Raw genomic sequence first — 20,365 nt, forward strand, 5'->3', positions numbered from 1 at the left:
AAAGCGCGCCTATTCGTAGGCGCGTTCGATACCCATCAGGACCGGCAGACGCAGCGCTTCAGGCTTGGCCGGCGCGCGGCGCGGCGCTTCGACCGCGCGGGTGGCGCTGATCGTCGCGGGGGCAGGCTGCACCGCGACATGCTCGCCGCCAACCGCCTCATCGCCCGCCGCCGCCGCAATGCTGGAACCACAAGCCAGCGCTTCGGCCAAAGACGCCTGCGCCGGGCCGCCAAGAGCGACAAGGCCTGTAAGCAGGGCCAGAAAGGCAAGAAAACGCCGGGTCATCGTAAGCATAGATAGGGAATCGCGCGCGTTTCGTCCACCTGATTTGCGGATTTACGCCGCCGCCGCCCCCGCCTAGAGGCGCTTGCCATGGATATCGCACGCTCGCCCCTCGCTCGCCCCTTCCCTGAACTGCCCCCGATCGCGGGCGTCACGCTGCGCGTTGCACGTGCACAGTACAAGACGTGGGACCGCTGTGACCTGACCTTTGCCGAACTGGCCGAAGGCACCAGCGTCGCGGGCGTCTTCACCAAGAGCGCCTGTGCCTCGTCCGAGGTTGAACTGGGGCGCGAGGCGGTGAAGCTGGGCCGTGCGCGGGCGCTGATCGTCAATGCGGGCAATTCGAACGCCTTCACCGGCTGGCGCGGACGTGAGGCGGTCGAGGCGATCCAGGCGCAGGTGAGCGCGGCCTTGGGCTGCGGCGTGGACGAGGTTTTCGTGTCCTCCACTGGCGTGATCGGCGTGCCGCTGCCCAAGGACAAGGCGCGCGCCGGAATCGAAGCCGCTCTCGTGGCAGAGCCCTGCGGCTGGGAGGATGCCACCAACGCGATCGGCACCACCGATACCTTCGCCAAGGGCGCCGGTGCCTCGGCGATGATTGGCGACACCCGCGTCGAACTCGCCGGGATCATCAAGGGCAGCGGCATGATCGCGCCCGATATGGCGACGATGCTCGGCTATGTTTTCACCGATGCCAACGTGGCCCCGGCCTTCCTCCAAGACGCGCTCGAACGCGCCAATGCGGCGACATTCAGCTGCATCACGGTCGATGGCGACACCTCGACCAGCGATACGGTGATGGTGTTCGCGACCGGACAGGCCGGCAATGCGCGGATCGACAGCTGGGACAGCCCCGGCGCTGATGCCTTTGCGGCGGCGCTGGCCGATGTGTGCCGTCAGCTTGCCCAGCTGGTGGTGCGTGACGGAGAAGGCGCGGCGAAATTCATCACTATCCGCGTGAGCGGCGCGGCCAGTGATGGCAGCGCGCGGCGCATCGGACTCGCCATCGCCAATTCGCCGCTCGTGAAGACCGCGATTGCCGGTGAGGACGCGAACTGGGGCCGCGTGGTCATGGCAGTCGGCAAGGCGGGCGAACCGGCCGATCGGGACAAGCTCTCGATCGCGTTCGGCGGAGTCTGGGCCGCGCGCGACGGCTTGCCAGTCGAAGGCTATGACGAAGCCCCGGTGACCGCTCACCTGAAGGGCGAAGATATCGACATCGCCGTCGATCTCGGCCTCGGCGAAGGCCGCGCCACGGTGTGGACCTGCGATCTCACCCACGGCTACATCGCGATCAACGCGGATTACCGTTCATGAGCGCGCTCGATGATGAAATCCGCGATCTGATGCGCTTCGCCGCGCAGCGATCGATGCTGCCGCGCTTCCGCCAACTGGCCGCGCACGAAGTTGAGATGAAGGGCGCGGACGATCCCGTCACCATCGTTGACCGCGAGGTCGAAGCCTTCCTCACCGAAGCGCTGACCAAGCTTGCCCCCGGTGTCGCGGTGGTGGGCGAAGAAGCGGTGCACGCGGACAAGAGCGTGCTCGATCACCTCTCCGGCCAATGCTGGATCATCGATCCGCTCGATGGAACGGCGAACTTCGCCGAAGGCAAGGAGCCATTCGGGATCATCATCGCACTGGCCGATGCGGGCCGCGCCGTCGCGGGGTGGATCTATGATCCGAACAAGGACCGCTTTTGCCATACGCGGGCGGGCGAAGGCGCTTTCGTCAATGGTGAGCGGATTGCAGCGCGCACGACCGGGCAGGATCGCCCCGTCTCCGCCGTCAGCCGCATTTTCCTCACCCCCGAGCAATCTGCGATGGTCGATGCGAAACTCGCGCCGCACTACACGCTGGTCGACATTCCGCGCTGCGCCGCCGAACAATATCCGCGCCTCGCCCTGGGCGAGAACGATGTCTCAAGCTTCAAGCGCACGCTGGCGTGGGATCACGCTGCGGGCATTCTCTGGCTTAACGAAGCGGGTGGCAAGGCCGCGCGGCTCGACGGCAGCGAATACCGGGTCGACGAGGCTGACAAGCCCGGGCTTGTCGGCGCGTCGAGCCCCGCGATCTGGGACGAATTTGTCGCGCGGGTGCTGGGGTGAAGCGTCATCCCGGCAAAAGCCGGGATCGCTGGCCTCAAGCGGTCCCGGGTCAGGCCCGGGACGACGGCCTGATCAAAGCTCGCTTTCGAGCCAGGCCTTGAGCTGCCCCTTGGGCGCTGCGCCGAGCTTGCGCGCGACCGCTTCGCCGTTCTTGAACAGCACCATCAGCGGGATCGACTGCACGCCCATCTGCGCGGCGATATCGGTGTTCTCCATGATGTCGATCTTGGCGATCTTCACCTGACCGGCGAGCTCATCGCTGATCTCTTCCAGCGCGGGCGCGATCATCTTGCAGGGGCCGCACCAGTCAGCCCAGAAATCCACCAGCACGGGGGTGTCGCTGTCCAGCACATCGGCCTGAAAGCTTGCATCGGTCACGTTGACGGTTGCCATTTCGAATTCTCCTTTGCCGACGACCATAAGAGCGCCGGTCATGTGAATGCAATCTAATGCGCAGGGCTGTTCACTCAATATCGAGCGGCAACAAGGATTGCTGCGCGGTCTGCAACGCGTTCTTGTGCGCCGCCAGCGCCTCGGGCGGCAGATCGAACAGCACCGGCGCATGGGTGTAGAGCACGCCCGCGCGCACCTCGCGGCCCGGATAGATCACCTCCAGCGCGGCGACATAGGCCGCCATCTGGCGCAGCGTGGCAACCGGGATTGCGGCGAGGCTAGCGGGCGGGCGGCGGGTGGTCTTGAAATCGACCACGGTGATGCGCGTCTCCTCGATCAACAGCCGGTCCACCGTGCCGGCCACGACCACGCCATCGACCGTCGCGGCGAGCGGCACTTCGGGGAGCGCTTGAGGGGAGAAGATTGCGGCGAATGCCGAGTGATCGAGCACGGCCAGCGCAGCGGCCAGCATTTCGTCCCGAAGTGCGCCGTCGAGATCGCCCGCCTGCCGTTCGAGCCAGCCGCGCGCCGCGGCCTCGCGGTCAGCCTCAGCGACATCGGGCAGCCGTTCGAGCAGCGTATGGATCAGGCTCCCACGCCGGGCCGCATGGCGCGCGGCTTCGGGTGGCAGTGGCGGTGCGGCCCCGCCCTCCTCGCCTGCGCTCGATGGCGCCAGCGGGCGCGGTGGGCGCGGTTCGGGGCCAATCGGCGCGGTGATCCAGCGCGGCAATTCAGGCGGTGCGGCAGGTGCGGTGTCGGCATCGTCCGGCACCAGTGGCTCGGCCCGCTCACCCCACTCCTTGCGCCATTGCCACACCGGATCGGCGATCTCCTCACCCTCGAACAGCGGCGCGAGGCGGGCGTACCAGCTGTCGTCGTGGGGCACGCCTTTCTTCGCCTCGTTCTTGTTGAGCGACCCGCCGATGAACAGCGCTTCCTCCGCGCGGGTCAGCGCCACGTAGAGCAAGCGCCAATGCTCCTGCAAAACCGCCGCCTTCTTGGCTTCCTCGGCCTCAGCGATCCGGCCCTTCCTTTCGTCCTTGCCGAGCGGCGGGAGCGGCACTTCGCGCTTGCGATCACCCATCTGGCCGAGGGGATCATCATCCAGCGCCAGATCGCCCGCTTCCCCCGGCGCGCCGGTGGCATCGGCGAGGATCACGATCGGGGCCTGAAGCCCCTTTGAGCCATGCACCGTCATCACCCGCACCTGCCCGGAGCCGCTGTCGGAATCGCGCTTCAGATCGCCCGTTCCGGCATCGAACCATGCGAGGAAGCCCGACAGGCTCGGCCAATACTCGGCCTCATAGGCGAAAGCGGCGTTGATCAGCTCGTCGAGCGGATCATTGGCCTCGGCCCCCAGCCGTTCGACCAGCCGCGCCCGCCCCTGCCACGGGCCGGTCAGCAGCCACACGATCAGCGCCTGCGGGGTCTGGTAGTCGGCGCGGCGCAGCAAGTCCCGCAGCTTCTCCGCCGTGGCGGCAACGTCAGGCGGTGCGTCCTTGCGCTTTAGGTGATCCCACAACCGCATCTTCTCGGGCCGCGGCACGTAGGCGAGGATATCATCCTGGCTCCACCCCACCAGCGGCGAAGCGAGCAAGTTGGCGAGGCTCAGATCGTCCTGCGGCTGCGCGGCGAAGCGCAGCGCGGCGAGCACATCCTTCACCGCCAGCGGCGCGCCCAGCCGCAGCCGGTCGACCCCCGCCACCGGCACGCCGCGCGCATAAAGCTTGGCGACGATCTGCGCTGCGAGTTCCTTTCTCTGACGCACGAGGACCATGATGTCGCCCGCCTGCGCATGGCGGCGCGTGCCCTTGGCGAGCACAAAGGGTTCATCGGTCAGCCAGCGCTGCACCTGATTGGCGATGCGTTCCGCCAGCAGCGTGTCGTGCCGGGGCAGCCAGTCGCGGTTCTCGCTCTCTTCGGCCTCGTCCTCGTCGTCCTGCCCTTCACCCTGCTTGGGTGCGACCGGCGGCCAAAGCGTGACGAGTCCGGGCCGCTGAGCGCCGACATGGGGCGCGGGGTCCTTGTCCAACCCGAACGCGGTAAAGCCCAGCATTCCGATCATGCGGTTGACGAAGCCGAGCACGATGTCGGCCGTGCGGAACGAATGGCCGAGGTCGAGATCCTGCCAACCCGGCTCCCGCCGATTGACCCGGCCCTGACGGATGCCTTGCTGCGCGGCGGTGATGCGGCCGTGCACACGCTCCTTGGCGCGGGCGAAGTTTTCCGGGCTGGTGCCCTGAAAGCCGAAGATCGCCTGCTTGTAATCGCCCACGGTGAAGATCGTGCGAAGCTTGTCCCCGCGCGCGCCTTCACCGCTGAAGAAGTCGTCGATCAGCGCTTCGACGATGTCCCACTGGCTGCGGTTGGTGTCCTGCGCTTCGTCGATCAGGATGTGGTCGAAATGACGGTCGAGCTTGTACCGGATCCAGGCCGCCGCCTCTGACTTGTCGAGCAAAGCGGCGGCCTTGCGGATCAGGTCGGAGAAATCGAGCAAGCCCTCGCGGGCCTTGCGGGCCTCCCACTTGAGCGCGAAGGCGCGCCCGATCTCGAGCGCCGAGGTCACGATTTCGGCGCAGGCGAGGAGCGCACGGCGGTCTTCGTAAAGCGTCAGCGCCTCGGCAATATCCTCCTGCCACTCGGGCAAGTCAGGTTCGATCTTGGCCGCACCGTCCATCTTGCGAGGGGTCCCGTCGGCCTTGAGGACGGTCTTGCGAAACTGCTCTGTCACAGCGATCCGATCCGTCAGATCAAGTGTCAGCCAATGCCGGATGAAGGCGGCGCTCTCCTGCCCCGTCTTGGCCTTCCAGCCATCAAGCGCAGGCAGCATCGCGGCGAGCACGTCGTCCGGGAAGAGATCGGGATGCAGTGGCTCGTTCGCCCAAGCCTCGTCGGCGTCGGCAGGAATGCCGAGTGTCTGGCGCACGCGCCCGGCCATCGGCGATTGCCAACCGGACGGCCCTTCCCACATGTCCTGCGCTTCGGCGGCGCGCATCAGCCACTTGTGGAGCGCCGCAGGGTCCTTGCGCGTCGTGAACAGTTCGATGCCGTCGAGCACCCGCACATCATTCGTGCGCTCGGCCTCTTCGAACAGATCGGTGAGCACGTCGCGGCTGAGCATTTCGCGGCTGCGATCATCCAGCACACGCGTGCCGGGGGCGAGGCCCGCTTCCTCGGGGAAGTTGCCGATCAGAAATTGCGCAAAGGCGTGGATGGTATCGATCCGCAGGCCGCCGCCGGGGCAATCGAGCACGCTTGCAAACAGGCTCCGCGCGCGCTCCTGCGTGGCGGGGCCGATATCCGCGCCGAGGAACTTCAGCTCCTTGCCCAGTGTTACCGCATCCAGCCGCACCCACCGCGCCAGCACCGCGTTGATGCGGTTCGCCATCTCGGCCGCGCCCGCCTTGGTGAACGTCAGGCACAGGATCTGCGATGGCGCGACATCCTCGCGCAAGAGCAACCTGAGCACCCGCGCCGACAGCACCTGCGTCTTGCCCGTCCCCGCCGAGGCCGAGAGCCAGACGTTGTCCTCCGGGTCCGCTGCCAGCAGCTGGTTATCCATCAACGGAAAGACGGAGCCGTTCGCGCCGCTCATGGCTTGCCGTCCTTGTCGGCAGTCTCCGTCACAGTGAGGCGCACCAGCCATTCCTCAAGGCGCATCAGTTGATCGTAGTCGGTATAGCCCTTGTAGTCGGGGTTTTCGCGGGCGGTGAAGGGGTCGCTGCCGTGAATAAAGCGACGGATTGCCTCTTGAAGCTTGGCGCTGTGATGGGGGAGAAACTCGTCCGGGGTGAGCCCGCTTTGCCGCTCGGAGAGCTTCATCGGGATGTCGCGCTTGCCGAAGCCGTCTTCATCCTTCTTGAAAGACCAATAGGCGAACTCGGTCGCCTTTCCCTGTACCACCTTCCCCGTGTCCTTGTCGGCAAACCTGCCATGCTCGGCAATAAGGCCAAGCAATCCAAGCTGCAGCGCATAGCCCGCCTCGACCTCGGCTTTGCTCGGCACACGGCCGGTCTTGTAATCGACAATTGCCAGCGTCCCATCGGCCAGCTTGTCGATCCGGTCCGCGCGTCCCTGCACCTTGACCCCGTCCACCTCCATCTCGCCCGAAATCTCTGTCGCGAGCACCGTGCGCCCCTCGGCCTCGGCTGCGGCAATCCAATGCTCGAACCGCTCAAGCGCGGCGATCAGGCGCGGTTGCCACAGCGCGCGGAACAGCGGGTGGACGCGCTCGCGCTCGAAATAGGCGGCGGCAAAGGGAGCAAGCGCAAGGCCGGGATCGCTCGCCCTCGCCCGGTGCCACCTGTCGAGCAGATCATGCACCAGCGTGCCGCGCAGCGCCGGATCGCTGAAGGGATCGGCGGCGAGCGGTTGCAGCTGCCGCAGATCGAGGATCGCCTGCGCATAGAACTGGTAGGGATCGCCAAGCAGCCGGTCGAGCGCGGTGACCTTGATCGGCACGTCGCGCACAGCGGGCGTAGGATCGGGCGCCGGGCGCGGATATTCGGGCGCGGGTGGGCGCAGCCGGTCGAGATGCGGCAGCAACGCCGGGATCGCGCGCTCACGGTGCTCCTTGTCCAGATCATCGCCGAGCAGTGCCTCGACCCGCAGCAGGAAGCGCGAGGGCAGCGTCGGCCCTTCGGCATCGCGCAAGCTCCGGCTAAGCACCACCTCTGGCGCGCCCATCGCACCCGCCAGGTCATGCGCGGCCAGGCCGATGCGAAACTCCGCCCCCGGAACGCCCAGCGCGCGCAGGATCGCAGGCGCCAGCAGCGCATCGGCTCCGGGCGGCTGCGGCCATGAGCCTTCGTTGAGCCCCCCGCAGATCACCAGATCGGCCCGCGCCATACGCGCTTCGAGCAAGCCGTAGATCGCCACGCGCGGGTGCCCGCCATAGCCGGGGCGCACCGCGACCGCCTCCATCGAGTCGCGCAAGATTCCCGCCAGATCGGCGGTCTCGATCTCCGTACCTGCCGCCTCGGCCTGCCCGCGCAATTCCTCGATCATGGTGCCGAGCGCGCGCCCATCCTCGCGCTCCCACACCAGCGTCTGCGCGAAGCCCTCGGCCGCGTCCGCGAGCCGGGTCAACGCATCGGCCAGAGCGATTTCGCGCGGCCAGTCGAGCAATGGCGCGAGCAGGGCTTCCGCTTCGGCCCACCAATCGGCGACCTCCGCTTTGGCGGCGGCCTTGCGCAATGGCTCCATACCGGGCGCAGGCGCGGGCCCGCGCAAGCGGCGGTCGAAGGCGCGCAGGCCCTTGAGCCAATCGCGGCGTGCCTCGCCATCCTGCCCGCGCACCAGCGGATGCCCGAAGGCGGCGACAAGATTGGCCGGATCAGGGCCGTTCGCCGCCACCTCCGCCAGCAAACCGAACAATCGCCCTGCCGGGGTCAGCGCCAATGGGCGACCAGCGGTGTCGTCCGCCGCAATGTTCCAGCGTTCGCAATGCTGCGCCACCCGCCGCGCCAAGCCGCGATTGGCGGTGATCACGGCGATCCGCTTTTCCGGCTGCTCCAGCGCCTCACGCACCAGCAGCGCGATGGCCTGTGCTTCCTCCTCGATCGTCGCGCTGGCGAGCAGGCGCACGCCTGACAACCGACGCCGGTCAGCATCAAGATCGATCCACACCCGGCTCGCATGAGGGGGCAGGAACAGCGAGGAAATCGCCCGGCTGCGTGCCGGTTCCGCCGCAGCAATCCCGCGCCGGTGCCACGGCTGCACCTCGGCGCGGTTCACGCCCATGCGATTGAGCAGCAGCTTCAGGTGATATTGCGGGTGGCTCAGCGCATCGCCAGAGGCGAATACCGGCCCGCCGGGCTCCTCGGAAGCGCCCGCAAGGCCAAGCTCCGCCCACGCCGCGTCATCCATTGCCAGATCGAGGTCCGGCAGAATCACCGCGCCTTCGGGCAGTTCTGCGACCACCCTGAGCAAGCGAGCTAGCGCAGGCGCGGCGCTCGTCACCCCGGCGGCGACAATCGGATGCGGCGGCGGGGTGTCACGCCAGCGGCGGGCGGCGCGGTCGAACAGCAGATTGCGGCGGGTGGCGGCGTCAACCTCGCCCCGCTCCGCCAGTTCCAGCTGCCAACGCGCATTGACCCGCGCGAATAGCCGGATAGCGCGCTTCCAGTGCTCGGCGAGATTGCCGAGCTGATCCAGCACCGGATCGGCCCACAGATCCTCGGGGGCCCTCTCCTCCACCAGCAGCCGGTCCATCGTCCGCGCCATCTCGCGCGCGAGGTTCAGCCGCGCGCGGCCGGGTAGCGGCTCCATGCCCTCGGCTTCGCGCTCTTCAGCAATCAGCCGGTCGAGCATCAGCCAGCGCGCCACCGGATCGCAGGCCGGCGGAATATCCGCTGCCCCCAGCGGATCGAGCGCCGCGCCCAGCTTTTCATCGAGATCGAGATCGCCCACCGCAATCATGCGCGGCATCAGCAACCCACCGTCGCCCGTATCCCCCGCGTGGCGGATGAAGGCTTCGGACAGGGTACGCGCGGCGCGGCTCGACGGCACCAGCAACGTGAGACGCGCCAACCCGAAACCCGGCTCGCGGTATCGCGGCACTATTCCGGCCACCAGGGCATCGGCAAAGCCGCGGTGTGCGGCGATGGAATAGACCAGCGGGCCGATGTGGCGCGGTTCAGCCACCCAGCAGCGCCTCCTCGGTCGGGCGGATCGCTTGCGGGGTGCCGACTTCGAACCAAAGCCCGGTGAAGCTGAGGCCGTACAGCCGCCCCTCCTCCATCGCCCGGTTCCAGAGGATGTTGGTGGAGAACGGTCCCTCGGGCGCGTCGCGCATCAAGCGGTGGCTGACCAGCTGGATGCCGGTGTAGATGAACGGCGCAATCCGCCCATCACGGCGGCGCGAGAGGCGGCCGAGCGGGTCCATATGAAAATCGCCGGTGCCGTTGAAATTGGCCGCGCGCGCGTGCGGCACCACCAACAACAGCGCGTCCATGGCCTCGGGATCCCAGCGACGCGACAGGTCGTGGAACGCGCTCTTTGGCCCATCCAGCCAGATATTGTCAGCGTTGAGCGCGAAGAACGGATCGGGCAGTTGGCCGAGCGCCTTCACCATCCCGCCGCCGGTCTCAAGCAGTTGCGCGCGCTCGTCCGAGACGATCACCTTGGGCACGGCGCGGGCGAGCACATGGGCTTCGAGCGCGTCGGCGAGGTAGTGGACATTCACCACCGCCTTGGCGACGCCCGCTTCGGCGAGCCGATCAAGCGCGTGGTCGATCAGTGCCTTGCCCGCCACTCGCACCAGCGGCTTGGGCTGGCTGGCGGTCAGCGGCCGCATCCGCTTGCCAAGGCCAGCGGCGAGGATCATCGCGGTGTCGGATGCGAGCGTGGTCATGCGGCAAAAGCGCCGTTCGCAGCGCGCAGATCGGCCGGGATATTGGCATCGAACCAGCGTGCCACAGGTGCCAGCGCGGGATGCGCCAGATCGCGCTCCATCGCCGCCCAGACGCGCGGGATCATGGCGAGGTATTTGGGCTTGCCATCACGGCGGTCGAGCCGGGTGAAGATGCCGACGATCTTGGCATTCCGCTGCGCGCCAAGCCGGGCGTAGTCGGCGAGGAAATCGTCGCCGCAGACGCCCGCCACCGCGCAGTAATGCGCCAGCATCGCCGCCTCGAGCACCTCAGGCACATCGCGCCGCGCGTCCTGCAACAGCGAGACGAGGTCATAGGCCGGGTGGCCCACGAGCGCGTCCTGAAAGTCGATCAGGCCCTGCGGCGCGGTCGCCTTGCCGCCGAGCAGCATGATGTTCTCGGCATGATAATCGCGGAGCACCGTCACACCGGGGTTCTGGCGGGCCAGCAGCGGCGCGAGGACTTCTTCCCAGGCGGCGGCATAGCCGGCTGCATCCACCGCAAGGCCTTGGGCGGGGCAATACCATTCAGTCAGCAGCGCCGCCTCTCGGGCATAGACCGCCATGTCGTAGGCCGGAAACGGCCCCGGCGGCAGGTGGTGGAGCGCGGCCAGCGCCTCGACCGCGGCCTCGTAAGCGGCGCGCTCGTCAGCGGGGTTCAGATCGAGCCAGTCGCGCATCCGGTCATTGCCGAAATCCTCGGTCAGCACCCAGCCTTGGGCCGCATCCTCGGCAAGGATCGCAGGGCCGCGCATCCCGTGCGTGTTCAGCCAATGGGCAACGTGGAGGAACGGCGCGGGGTCTTCGTGCGGAGGCGGCGCGTGCATCAGCATGGCCGATTCGCCGCTTGCCCGGCTAAGCCGGAAATACCGCCGGAACGAGGCATCCCCCGGCAGCGGGTCGATGTCCGCGCCCTCCCATCCGGCGTGGGCGACGAATTCGGCGAGGCCTTGGGGAAGCGCGGTCATGGCATCCGCCCTACCCAATCCGCCCCGCCGCGGGCAATCGCAATCCGCCCGCCTTCCCCGCTTTCTCCAACGGGTTCCAGCGTGATCGACAGGCATCCCGGTTCATGAGCGAAGCCGCCCGCGTGATCCGGCCATTCCGCCAGCAGCACTGCACCCTCGCGGTAATCATCGAGACCGATTTCAGCGAGTTCGGCGGGATCATCCAGACGGTAGAAATCCGCGTGCACAGCCGCGAGCCGGAGCGGCGGCGCATCGTAAGTCTCGATGATGGTGAAAGTCGGCGACGGCACTTCGCCCTCATGCCCAAGAGCCGCCAGTATCGCGCGCGCCAGTGTCGTCTTGCCCGCCCCCAACCCGCCAGTCAGCGCCACCACATCACCCGCCCGCAATCGCCCGGCAATTGCTGCGCCGTAAGCTGCCATAGAGGCCAGATCAGGGAGGCTGGACCGGGTTTCGGTCACGGCAGGCGGATCGTCGCCGTGGTGCCCGCGCCCTTGCGGCTGACGATTTCGAGTACCCCGTCATGCGCCGCGATAAGCTGCCGGGCGAGCGGAATGCCAAGGCCCGTGCGGCGCTCCGGCGCGCCGTCGCCCGCAGGTTTCACCCCGCCCTGCGCGCGGGCAAGTTCCTTCGAAGTCATGCCCCGGCCATTATCGGCAATGCTGATCTCCACCCCCCACTCGGTGCCCTCGGGCGCGCGGCGGATCTCGATCACGATGCGGCCGCCTTCCGGCGTGCCCACCACGGCATTGTCGAGCAGGTTGCCAATCGCCCGGCCCATCTGGCGCGGATCGGCCTCAATCACCCGGCCGCGGCGACCCTTGAGATCGAGGCTCAGCCCGGCGGCGACAATCGCTCCCTCCCGCTCGCGCACCAGCGTGGTGAGGAAATCGAGGAGGTCGAGGCGTTCCTTGCGGATCGGCAGCAACCCCGCCTCGCTTTGCGACAGGTCGAGCACGTTTTCGACCTGCTCGGTTAGGCGCTCGACCGCGCTCAGGATCGCATCGACATATTCGCCCGCCCCCTCGGGATCAGCCGCTGCACCGCTTTTCAGCAGTTCGGCATACCCGCCGATGGTGGTGAGCGGCGTGCGGAATTCGTAGCTCATGTTAGCGAGGAACTTGGCCTTGACCGCGTCCGCCTCCTCCAGTGCCTCGGCCCGCTCGCGCAGGGCCTGTTCAGCCTTTTGCGATGCGGTGATGTCGAGCACGGTCAGCAGGCCGTTGCCATCAGGCAGGGGAATCCCCGCGAACCGCAGCGTGCGGCCATCGGCCAGATCGACCTGCCCGCCCTTCTCGCGCCGGTCGAGTGTCGCCGCGCGCACGGCAGCCCCGATCAGCCCGGCTTCTTCGGGATTCACCAGATTGCGCCCGATTGCGCTCAAGAGCTCATCTGCGCTCGGATGCAGATCGAGCAGTTCGGGCGTGAGACCCCAGGTGCCCGCAAAGCTGCGGTTCCACAGCTGTACCGAACCATCCGGCGCGAAAATCGCCAGGGCTTCGAACAGGCTGTCGAGCGTGGCTGTGCGGGTGCGCAGCAGCGTGTCGCGCACGGCGGAAAGCGCGAGGCTTTCGGTGCGATCCTCGGTGATGAGGATCAAGCCGCCATCCGGCATAGGCTGGGCGACGACGCGCAGATGGGTGCCGCCCGGCAGCGGCCAGGCCTCTTCCTGTGTATCCTGCATCCCGAACCAGCCGGTGCGTTCGCGCCGCCATTCGGGGAAATCGCGCACTTCCGGCGTGCGCCCACGCTCGCGCGCCTCGGCGAGGAAGCGCTGGAACGGCGTGTGGGCCTCGATCGCTTCTTCGGTCAGGCTGAACAGGCGGCGGAACGGGCGGTTCGCGAAGGTCAGACGCTCTTCGCCGTCAAACAGGGCGACGCCCACCGACAGCTGGTCGAGCAGCGCGCGCTGCGCATCGCGGAAGGCACGGAATTCGCGCGCCACCTGCTGCTGCTCCTCGATATCGATGGCGTAGCCTGCCACCCCCTCCAGCCCGAGCGGGAGATCGCTGACCCGCAACGTGCGGCGCGCACCGTGGATGGTCGCAGCGATGATGCGTTCCGACTTTGCCTGACTGGTCAGCGTGGCGCGGGCGATATCGGCAGGTGAGCGTCCCTCCTCAGGCTCGAGCAGCTCGATCTGGTTCTGCACCACCTCGGCCGCCGTCGTCGCGCCAACCGCATCGACATAGGCCTGGTTGACGAGTTGGAGCGTGAGGTCAGACCCGCGGAACCACATCGGCATGGGCGCGGCTTCGATCAGGCCGACAAGCGCGGCGAAATCCCCCGTCGCCCGCGCAGCAGCAGCGCGCAGGCGGGCCATTTCGGAATGGCTTTCGGTAAAGTCGAACACCCACACCAGCGCGGCCCCGCCGGGTGAAACCTGCGGATCGGCGAGCGTCCCGTAGAGCGCAAGGCTGCGCTGCGCGCCGGGCAGGTTGATGGCCATGCGGAACGGCGCGGCGCTTTTCTGGGTCGTCTGGATCCGGGACCAAAGCTGATCGAGCTGCCCCTGCGCAAGCCCGCCGCCCTTGGGATTACCTGCTGGCGCAGCGAGTTCGCTGAGGTATTTGGGCATTGCCGCCAAGCCCAGCATCCGGGCCAGCTTCTCAGGCGCTTCGATCCGCCCATCGACCCGAACCAGCAATGGCAGCGCCGGGGCGACATCCAGCAACGTCTGCATCCGCTTGAGGCTGGTGCGCATCGCCTTGGCGCGCTTGACGCTCTGGTTCGCGCGCAGAACCACCATCGCCGCCCCCACCGCCCAAGCGGCAAGGACGAGCGCGATCAGCACCAATGAAAGGGGCGAGAGGTCCATCGCTCAACCGCTATGCGCGTGCGCGCGGGAGTGCAACGGGTGACAGGCCGCCCGCCCCCAACCCCGTGACAAAACAGGGCGAGGCGGGCGGTTTGTCTGGCTTAGTAGCGGTAGTGATCAGGCTTGAACGGGCCAGCCTGCGGCACGCCGATGTAGTTCGCCTGCTTGTTGCTCAACTGGGTCAACTTCACACCCAGCTTTTCGAGGTGCAGCGCGGCGACCTTTTCGTCGAGGTGCTTGGGCAGGACGTAAACATCGTTCTGATATTCGTCAGCCTTTGTGAACAGCTCAATCTGGGCGAGGGTCTGGTTGGTGAAGCTTGCGCTCATCACGAAGCTCGGGTGACCGGTGGCGCAGCCGAGGTTCACCAGACGGCCCTTGGCGAGGATGATGATCGACTTGCCATCGGGGAAGGTGACGAGGTCAGTGCCTTCCTTGATTTCTTTCCAGTTATAGTTGGAAAGCGCGGAAATCTGAATCTCGCTGTCGAAGTGGCCGATGTTGCAGACGATCGCCATCGGCTTCATGTTCATCATGTGCTCGGCGGTGATGACGTCTTCATTGCCGGTGGCGGTGACGAAGATGTCGGCGCGCTTGACCGCGTCTTCCATGGTGACGACTTCGAAGCCGTCCATCGCGGCTTGAAGCGCGCAGATCGGGTCAATCTCGGTGACCATCACACGGGCGCCGCCGTCACGCAGCGAAGCGGCCGAACCCTTGCCGACATCGCCGTAACCGGCAACACAGGCGACCTTGCCAGCCAGCATCACATCGGTCGCGCGGCGGATCGCATCGACCAGCGATTCCTTGCAACCGTAGAGGTTGTCGAACTTCGACTTGGTGACCGAATCGTTCACGTTGATCGCCGGGAAGGGAAGCTTCCCCTGCTTGGCGATCTGGTAGAGCCGCATCACGCCCGTGGTGGTTTCTTCCGAAACGCCCTTGATCGCCTTCACCGTCTTGGTGAGGTAGCCCGGCTTGGCAGCGACGAAGGCCTTCAGTGCGCGCTGGAATTCGATTTCCTCGGCGTTCGTGGGTTCGCCCATTTCCTCGCCCGCTTCAAGACGTGCGCCCCACAGCGCGAACATGGTGGCATCGCCGCCATCGTCAAGAATCAGGTTGCAGGTAAGATCGGGGTTTTCGTCGGTCGCCCAGTCAAAGATGCGACCCACGTAATCCCAGTAATCTGCGAGCGTCTCGCCCTTGATCGCGAAGACCGGGATACCGGCGTCAGCAATGGCAGCCGCAGCGTGGTCCTGGGTCGAGAAGATGTTGCAGGTCGCCCAGCGCACTTCGGCACCGAGCGCCACGAGCGTCTCAATCAGCACCGCGGTCTGAATGGTCATGTGGAGCGAGCCGGTGATGCGCGCGCCCTTGAGCGGCTGGGCGGCACCATATTCTTCGCGCAGCGCCATCAGGCCGGGCATTTCGGTCTCAGCGATCATGATCTCGTCGCGGCCGAATTGGGCCAGCGCGATGTCCTTGATCACATATTCAGTGGTCGGGGCGGCAGCGAGGGTAGCCATTGCTTCAATCTCCTAAGCGCAGATCGGCACATCCTTGTGCGAAGGTCTGCTTATGCGCCCTGCCCCTAGCGACAAGGGCACCTTGAAGCAAATATAAACTTATCTTTATATGTCTATTTGTTGCCCGACCGCCCGCACCCGCTATAGAACACCCCGAACCCACCCCCCAAGGCATGAGGATGCACACATCATGACAATTTCCGTTGGTGACAAGATCCCCGAAGTCACCCTGATCAAAGCGACGGCAGAAGGCCCGCAGCCGGTCAAGTCATCCGACTATTTCGCTGGCAAGCGCGTCGCGCTGTTCTCGGTCCCCGGTGCCTTCACCCCGACCTGCTCGGCCAAGCACCTTCCCGGCTTTGTTGAAAAGGCGAGCGACCTCAAGGCCAAGGGCGTTGACGAAATCGTCGGCACCGCAGTGAACGACGCCTTCGTGATGGGTGCCTGGAACAAGGCCGCCGGCAGCGACGACATCACCATGCTGGCGGACGGGAATGCCGAATTCGTCGAAGCGATCGGCCTGACCATGGACGGCTCGGGCTTCGGCCTCGGCAAGCGCGGTCAGCGCTTCTCGATGGTCATCAATGACGGCGTCGTCGAACAGCTCAATGTCGAAGAGCCCGGTGACTTCAAGGTTTCGAGCGCCGACCACATGCTCGGCCAGCTCTGAACCTTCACGCACAAATGCATAAAGACGGGGCGCTTTTCCGAAAGGGGAAGCGCCCCGTTTTCAAATCAGGTCAGCGGCGCACCGTAAGCCACCCATAGCGCAAAGCTGGCAGCCAGCCCCACCGCGAGCGCCGCGCGTCCCCATGGCGTCGGGCCAATCCCGGCCACGCCCGGCATCGGCGGACGGTCACCGCTCACCATCGGGCTGAGCAGATCATTGCCCTTCACCGCGTAAAAGGTGATCGCGGCCAAGTGCAGGCCGATCAGGCCCGCAATCACCCAGAAGAATGTCTCGTGCAATTCGGTGATGGTATCGGCGGTCATCACGCCCACCAGCGGGTTGAGCGGCCCAGTCATCCCGTCATAGGGATCGCCCGCAAACAGCCCCATGCTGACCTGAAGCAACATCGCACCGAGCAGCGCCAAGGTGCTCCAACCGCCAATCGGCGAGTGTCCGATGCGGGTCGCAGCATCGGACAAAGCCCCGCGCAAATAGGCGATGACCTCGCCCGGTCCCTTCACAAAGCTGGAAAAGCGCGCGGTCTCAGGCCCGAGAAACCCCCACAGCAGCCGGAACACCAGCAGGCCGAGCAAGACCAGCCCGGTGCGGCGATGGAGGGCCCACTTGGAGTTCTCCGCCGTCCACCACATCATCGGGATGATCAGCAGAAAACTCCAATGCGTGATCCGCAACAAGGGGTCCCACACCTTCACATCGCGCGAGGCCGCGGGGGGCGTGCCGAGCGGATCGGTCATCAGGGCCTACTTCTTGTCGTCGAGGCGGAACTTGTCGTGGCAGCCCTTGCACGCACCGCCCATCGCCATCGCCTGCGCTCCTGTGGCGGCCTTGTCGCCCTCACCTGCCACGGTCACCAGCTTGGCGCTTTCGTCGACCAGCTTTTGCGCGGCGGCCTTGAACTCCTCAGGCTTCTGCCAGATCGACGGCAAAGCTTCGGTCTTGAAGCCATCGTCAACACTGGTGCCCGCCGGGAAGTGGGTCTCGATCAGCTTCGCGCGCGTGTTGATATCGCTCGCCTTGGCGGCGATCAGCGTGAAATCGGGCGCGTCCTTGTCAAGCTCGCCGCGAACTGCCTTGAAGGCATCACCGATCCCTTCAAAATTGTCATGCCGTTCCTTGAGCACCGGCGGGACTTCGCCCGCCGCCGCGACATCACCGCTGGGCGCGGCATCCGAAGCCCCTTCACCCGAACAGGCGGCAAGGACGCCCGCCAGCGCGGCGGCAACAAAAAAGCGGGTGGCAGGTATGCGCAGCATCAGCAATCTCCGTCGGTAAGGCTCATCGGCTGGGCCCGACCCAAAGGCTACGACGCTTTGCCCCTGATCGCAAATGCGAAAGCGGGACGCCTCCCTTGTGGAAGCGCCCCACTTGGCTAAGGCTTTTGAGTGAAATCAGACGCCGCGGCGGCTGCTCTGCGCGCCGTCGGCCTCGGCGAGAAGTTCCGCACGATCCTGATCGATCAATGCGAGCATGGCCGTACGAATATTGTCCCGGCGCGTGTCGACCAGCCGGTCGATCGCCTTGGCATGGGTTTCGCACCAGCCGGGACGCGAACCGCTGACTACATCATCGCTGCTCAGGGTGCGGCGCGACTGCAGCGTCTCGCCAACCTCGGCGACACGCTCGACATTCAACGTCGCGGTCCAATTGCAGCGCAACGTGTTCGGGCGTCCGGCCGGACCGGCAGTCCCGACCTGTGTGGTTTCGATTGTGACCGAACCTTTGTAATCGGCCGCGATCGGGCCATCCGCATGGTCGATCACGACCTCATGCTCGAGTGCGAAGGTAGGCGAAGCGAGGCATGCGCTCAGCGCCAGCCCGGCAAAGACGTACTTCTTCATGGTACTCTCCTGCTTGATCCCGGCCGTTAGGGCCGTGGATCAGACAAGACTACCATTGCGAATCGCACAAACCAAGGCTTGGCTCAGGCTAAATCAAGGGGTGGAAGGTGCATTTCGGACACTGGAAGGTGAGGAAATTCAAAGCCTGAGTATTCGCAGATATGTGATCAATATCCCATCAGGCTCATGACTTCCTTTCGGCTGCTGTCATTGTCGAGGAAGCAGCCGAGGATGCGGCTGGTGATCATCCCCACACCCGGTGTTTTGACGCCGCGGCCGGTCATGCAACCATGCTGCGCTTCGATCACCACGGCCACGCCATGCGGATCGAGATTGTCCCAGATGCACTGCGCGACTTCAGCGGTCAGGCGCTCCTGGATCTGCAAGCGCTGGGCATAACCGTGCAGCACACGGGCGAGCTTGGAAATGCCGACCACCTTCTTCTTGGGCAGATAGGCAATCGCGGCCTTGCCAATGATCGGCGCCATGTGGTGTTCGCAATGCGACTGGAACGGAATGTCCTTGAGCAGCACGATCTCGTCATAACCGCCCACTTCCTCGAAGATGCGCGACAGATGGATCGCAGGGTCTTCCTTGTAGCCCTCGCAATATTCAAGCCACGCGCGGCCGACCCGCTTGGGCGTGTCGCGCAGGCCTTCGCGGTTCGGATCGTCGCCTGCCCATTCGATCAGAGTGCGGATGGCATCCTGCACATGTTCCGGCACTTCAGGCTTTCCCATCGGGTTTTCCGGATCGAACTCATCATCGTGATCGTGGGCCGAAACGTAGTTCATGGTCTGTCGTCTTTCTTTACTCATTGGCCCAGTCGGAGCCCCCTCGCCTGTCGATCCCGAGTGACGTCAACCCGTCAACCCCCAAGGCGTTCCATGCAGATACGCCGGTTGCGCGGGAAGGATGCTGTCCCCATCTTGCTTTATGTAAGGGATTGCCCCGGCAATTCATCCCCCATGGTGACGAGAAAGGCCATCGATCTTGCCTCAGCCCAGCATTGCCGATTTCGAAACCGCCGCTGCTTTGGTTGTCGCTCGCCTGCCGGATGCGTTCCGCCAGCCGCTGGCCGATGTGGTGCTGCGGATCGAGGAATTCGCGACTGAAGAGCAATTGCACGCTGTCGGGATTGCCGATCGCTGGGAGTTGACCGGGCTCTATGAAGGCGTCGCCCTGACCGAGCGGTCACAGTGGGACAGTGACGGGCTGCCGCCGGTCATCACGCTGTTCCGCCAGCCGCTGCTGGCCGAGATGGAGGAAACCGGCGTCAGCTTTGCCGCGCTGATCCGCCATGTGGTGATTCACGAAGCCGGGCATCATTTCGGCCTGTCGGACGATGATATGCATGCGCTTGAGGAGAGTGTGGCGGACTAGGCCGAGCCCAGAACCAACAAAGCCCGCCCCTTTTGCAAGGAGCGGGCTTTGTTGGCGCACCCGGAACGATTCGAACGTCCGACCCTCAGATTCGTAGTCTGATGCTCTATCCAGCTGAGCTACGGGTGCGCGCTGAGGGGCGGCACATAGGGGGGTGCGTCAGGCTTGGCAAGAGGCGTTTGGCATTGATCCGAGATTTTGAAACAGCCGCCGTGCCAGCACAACATCGAGCGGAGGCTTTGGCAGCGCGAGCACCTCGTCAGGGGTAAACCAGCCCACGGCCCCGCCTTCCAGCGACTGCGGTTCGCCCTGCCAATCGCTCACGGTGTAAAGCAGAATGACAAGCGCCTGACCGTTGGCAGCAGCACCGCCCTCAGCAAAACCAGCAGGGGCGCAGTCAGCAGAACAGCAGGAAATTCCGAGCTCTTCTTCCAGTTCCCGCACCAGAGATTCTCTCGGCATTTCAAATGCTTCCACCTTACCGCCGGGAAACTCCCAAAGGCCGGCATGGTGCTTGCCCACGGGTCGCTGATGCATCAGCCAACGTCCGTCATTTCGGGTCAATGCGCCTGCGACAACTGTCAGCCACTTCCCCGTCATGTCGGCTTTCTTTCCATCAAAGTACCCGCCCTCAACTCTTTCTTAATCTTCCTCAACGATCTTTAGGACATCAGATTGATAACAGCACAGGTACACGTGTCATGGGGGCAAGTTTTTTCAAGCGTTTGCAACATGACACAGCCGGTGCAACGGCCGTGGAATATGGTCTTGTTATCGGCCTGATCGCCGTTGCGATGATTGGTGCGCTTTGGGAGGTTGCCAACACGACCTCCGATATGTGGGACGACATTGAAGCCCGCAGCACCGACGCAATGACGAATTAATGGCAATTAGGGTTTTTTAAAGAAATTTGCCCTAGTTCAACAGTTGTCCGAACCGAGCCGAACTTAGGACGGGCAGTATTAGCGAAGACCAACCAGGAGACC

General features: G+C 65.4%; 19 protein-coding genes and 1 tRNA gene. 5 read left to right on the plus strand and 15 right to left on the minus strand.

Going from position 1 to position 20,365, the window contains the following annotated elements:
* Positions 1-9: 9 nt before the first annotated feature.
* On the minus strand, positions 10-285 hold the full coding sequence (locus GVM20_RS06020) for a hypothetical protein (RefSeq protein ID WP_166546383.1): 276 nt from the start codon (positions 283-285) through the stop codon (positions 10-12).
* A gap of 87 nt (positions 286-372) precedes the next feature.
* Between GVM20_RS06020 and argJ the strand changes: the two genes are divergently transcribed.
* Together argJ and GVM20_RS06030 are read left to right on the plus strand one after the other, a co-directional pair.
* A complete protein-coding gene (gene argJ, locus GVM20_RS06025) occupies positions 373-1,599 on the plus strand; it encodes a bifunctional glutamate N-acetyltransferase/amino-acid acetyltransferase ArgJ (protein ID WP_166546384.1) in 1,227 nt (408 codons plus the stop codon).
* Complete coding sequence (locus GVM20_RS06030) at positions 1,596-2,390, plus strand: inositol monophosphatase family protein (RefSeq protein ID WP_166546385.1); 795 nt, start codon at positions 1,596-1,598, stop codon at positions 2,388-2,390. The genes argJ and GVM20_RS06030 overlap by 4 nt, the downstream gene beginning before the upstream one ends.
* 72 nt (positions 2,391-2,462) lie before the next feature.
* Here GVM20_RS06030 and trxA read toward each other — a convergent pair whose 3' ends face one another.
* From trxA to ahcY, 8 genes are all read right to left on the minus strand, one after another.
* Positions 2,463-2,783, minus strand: coding sequence for a thioredoxin (trxA, locus tag GVM20_RS06035; protein WP_101793476.1), 321 nt, complete (start codon positions 2,781-2,783; stop codon positions 2,463-2,465).
* Between the two features lie 70 nt (positions 2,784-2,853).
* Positions 2,854-6,378, minus strand: coding sequence for a double-strand break repair helicase AddA (gene addA, locus GVM20_RS06040; RefSeq protein ID WP_166546386.1), 3,525 nt, complete (start codon positions 6,376-6,378; stop codon positions 2,854-2,856).
* Positions 6,375-9,428 carry a PD-(D/E)XK nuclease family protein gene (locus GVM20_RS06045; RefSeq protein WP_166546387.1) on the minus strand — a complete coding sequence of 1,018 codons (3,054 nt, stop codon included), beginning with the start codon at positions 9,426-9,428 and terminating at the stop codon, positions 6,375-6,377. The genes addA and GVM20_RS06045 overlap by 4 nt, the downstream gene beginning before the upstream one ends.
* Entirely contained in the window at positions 9,421-10,137 is a 717-nt protein-coding gene (locus GVM20_RS06050) for a nucleotidyltransferase family protein (protein ID WP_166546388.1), read from the minus strand. The genes GVM20_RS06045 and GVM20_RS06050 overlap by 8 nt, the downstream gene beginning before the upstream one ends.
* Positions 10,134-11,123: an aminoglycoside phosphotransferase family protein gene (locus tag GVM20_RS06055; protein ID WP_166546389.1), complete on the minus strand. Its 990-nt coding sequence runs from the start codon at positions 11,121-11,123 to the stop codon at positions 10,134-10,136. Before GVM20_RS06055 ends, GVM20_RS06050 begins: the two co-directional genes overlap by 4 nt.
* The gene (gene tsaE / locus GVM20_RS06060; protein ID WP_166546390.1) at positions 11,120-11,584 is read right to left on the minus strand and encodes a tRNA (adenosine(37)-N6)-threonylcarbamoyltransferase complex ATPase subunit type 1 TsaE; all 465 of its coding nucleotides are present in this window, start codon (positions 11,582-11,584) and stop codon (positions 11,120-11,122) included. Before tsaE ends, GVM20_RS06055 begins: the two co-directional genes overlap by 4 nt.
* Positions 11,581-13,941, minus strand: a complete 2,361-nt coding sequence (locus GVM20_RS06065) for a PAS domain-containing sensor histidine kinase (protein WP_166546391.1) — start codon at positions 13,939-13,941, stop codon at positions 11,581-11,583. The genes tsaE and GVM20_RS06065 overlap by 4 nt, the downstream gene beginning before the upstream one ends.
* A 101-nt stretch (positions 13,942-14,042) precedes the next feature.
* A complete protein-coding gene (gene ahcY / locus GVM20_RS06070) occupies positions 14,043-15,467 on the minus strand; it encodes an adenosylhomocysteinase (RefSeq protein ID WP_166546392.1) in 1,425 nt (474 codons plus the stop codon).
* A gap of 190 nt (positions 15,468-15,657) precedes the next feature.
* On the opposite strand from ahcY, the gene GVM20_RS06075 reads away from it, so the two are divergent.
* On the plus strand, positions 15,658-16,137 hold the full coding sequence (locus tag GVM20_RS06075; protein WP_160760793.1) for a peroxiredoxin: 480 nt from the start codon (positions 15,658-15,660) through the stop codon (positions 16,135-16,137).
* 65 nt (positions 16,138-16,202) lie between these two features.
* Here GVM20_RS06075 and GVM20_RS06080 read toward each other — a convergent pair whose 3' ends face one another.
* From GVM20_RS06080 to folE, 4 genes are all read right to left on the minus strand, one after another.
* Entirely contained in the window at positions 16,203-16,892 is a 690-nt protein-coding gene (locus tag GVM20_RS06080; RefSeq protein ID WP_166546393.1) for a cytochrome b/b6 domain-containing protein, read from the minus strand.
* Between the two features lie 6 nt (positions 16,893-16,898).
* Positions 16,899-17,411, minus strand: coding sequence for a c-type cytochrome (locus GVM20_RS06085; protein ID WP_166546394.1), 513 nt, complete (start codon positions 17,409-17,411; stop codon positions 16,899-16,901).
* Between the two features lie 135 nt (positions 17,412-17,546).
* On the minus strand, positions 17,547-17,996 hold the full coding sequence (locus GVM20_RS06090; protein WP_166546395.1) for a hypothetical protein: 450 nt from the start codon (positions 17,994-17,996) through the stop codon (positions 17,547-17,549).
* A gap of 167 nt (positions 17,997-18,163) precedes the next feature.
* Positions 18,164-18,790, minus strand: coding sequence for a GTP cyclohydrolase I FolE (folE, locus tag GVM20_RS06095; protein ID WP_166546396.1), 627 nt, complete (start codon positions 18,788-18,790; stop codon positions 18,164-18,166).
* Positions 18,791-18,989: 199 nt separating this feature from the next.
* On the opposite strand from folE, the gene GVM20_RS06100 reads away from it, so the two are divergent.
* Positions 18,990-19,379, plus strand: a complete 390-nt coding sequence (locus tag GVM20_RS06100) for a metallopeptidase family protein (RefSeq protein ID WP_166546397.1) — start codon at positions 18,990-18,992, stop codon at positions 19,377-19,379.
* Between the two features lie 52 nt (positions 19,380-19,431).
* On the opposite strand, the gene GVM20_RS06105 is transcribed toward GVM20_RS06100, so the two are convergent.
* Together GVM20_RS06105 and GVM20_RS06110 are read right to left on the minus strand one after the other, a co-directional pair.
* A tRNA-Arg gene (locus tag GVM20_RS06105) sits at positions 19,432-19,508 on the minus strand.
* Positions 19,509-19,538: 30 nt separating this feature from the next.
* Complete coding sequence (locus GVM20_RS06110; protein ID WP_166546398.1) at positions 19,539-19,979, minus strand: (deoxy)nucleoside triphosphate pyrophosphohydrolase; 441 nt, start codon at positions 19,977-19,979, stop codon at positions 19,539-19,541.
* 101 nt (positions 19,980-20,080) lie between these two features.
* On the opposite strand from GVM20_RS06110, the gene GVM20_RS06115 reads away from it, so the two are divergent.
* Positions 20,081-20,263 carry a Flp family type IVb pilin gene (locus GVM20_RS06115; RefSeq protein ID WP_166546399.1) on the plus strand — a complete coding sequence of 61 codons (183 nt, stop codon included), beginning with the start codon at positions 20,081-20,083 and terminating at the stop codon, positions 20,261-20,263.
* Positions 20,264-20,365 lie beyond the last annotated feature (102 nt).

This window comes from Porphyrobacter sp. SLTP (assembly GCF_009905735.1).
Classification (GTDB): Bacteria; Pseudomonadota; Alphaproteobacteria; order Sphingomonadales; family Sphingomonadaceae; genus Erythrobacter.